Consider the following 1,196-nt stretch of genomic DNA (forward strand, 5'->3'; position numbering starts at 1 on the left):
GGAAGGTGCGAACAAGTTCCTGATATGAGATCATCATATTCATCCGGAGCGCATCCCAGAGGGACATCATGAGCCATCAACTCACCTTCGCCGATAGTGAATTCAGCACTAAGCGCCGTCAGACCAGAAAAGAGATTTTCTTGTCCCGCATGGAGCAGATTCTGCCATGGCAGAATATGACCGCTGTCATCGAGCCGTTTTATCCCAAGGCGGGCAATGGCCGACGGCCCTATCCGCTGGAGACCATGCTGCGTATTCACTGCATGCAGCATTGGTACAACCTGAGCGACGGTGCCATGGAAGATGCCCTGTACGAAATCGCCTCCATACGCCTGTTTGCCCGATTATCCCTGGATAGCGCCCTGCCGGATCGCACCACCATCATGAATTTCCGCCACCTGCTCGAGCAGCATCAACTGGCCCGTCAATTGTTCAAGACCATCAATCGCTGGCTGGCCGAAGCAGGCGTCATGATGACCCAAGGCACTTTGGTGGATGCCACCATCATTGAGGCACCCAGCTCTACCAAGAACAAAGAGCAGCAACGCGATCCGGAGATGCATCAGACCAAGAAAGGCAATCAGTGGCACTTTGGCATGAAGGCCCACATTGGTGTCGATGCCAAGAGTGGCCTGACCCACAGCCTAGTCACCACCGCGGCCAACGAGCATGACCTCAATCAGCTGGGTAATCTGCTTCATGGAGAGGAGCAATTTGTCTCAGCCGATGCCGGCTACCAAGGAGCGCCACAGCGCGAGGAGCTGGCCGAGGTGGATGTGGACTGGCTGATCGCCGAGCGTCCCGGCAAGGTAAAAACCTTGAAGCAGCATCCGCGCAAGAACAAAACGGCCATCAACATCGAATATATGAAAGCCAGCATCCGTGCCAAGGTGGAGCACCCGTTTCGCATCATCAAGCGGCAGTTCGGCTTCGTGAAAGCCAGATACAGGGGGCTGCTGAAAAACGATAACCAACTGGCGATGTTATTCACCCTGGCCAACCTGTTTCGGGTGGACCAAATGATACGTCAGTGGGAGAGATCTCAGTAAAAACCGGAAATAACGCCAGAAATGGTGGAAAAAATAGCCTAAATAGGCTGATTCGATGTGTTTGCGGGAAAAAAATCGGCCCAGATCCGCGAAATTTTAATCAGCGAGTCAGCTTGGGAAGAAATGACCTGCTTATTCGCACCTTCC

General features: G+C 53.4%; 1 protein-coding gene. It reads left to right on the top strand.

Annotation, left to right across the window (positions count from 1 at the left end; genetic code table 11):
* The first annotated feature begins 68 nt into the window (after positions 1-68).
* The gene (locus HMPREF3096_RS01880) at positions 69-1,049 is read left to right on the top strand and encodes an IS5-like element ISKpn26 family transposase (RefSeq protein WP_048293623.1); all 981 of its coding nucleotides are present in this window, start codon (positions 69-71) and stop codon (positions 1,047-1,049) included.
* Positions 1,050-1,196 lie beyond the last annotated feature (147 nt).

Source organism: Klebsiella sp. HMSC25G12, assembly GCF_001807705.1.
In the GTDB taxonomy this organism is placed as follows: domain Bacteria; phylum Pseudomonadota; class Gammaproteobacteria; order Enterobacterales; family Enterobacteriaceae; genus Klebsiella; species Klebsiella variicola.

Coding starts and splice junctions, on each gene's coding strand:
- HMPREF3096_RS01880 (WP_048293623.1), top strand. CDS start 69: ATGAGCCATCAACTCACCTTCGCCGATAGTGAATTCAGCACTAAGCGC.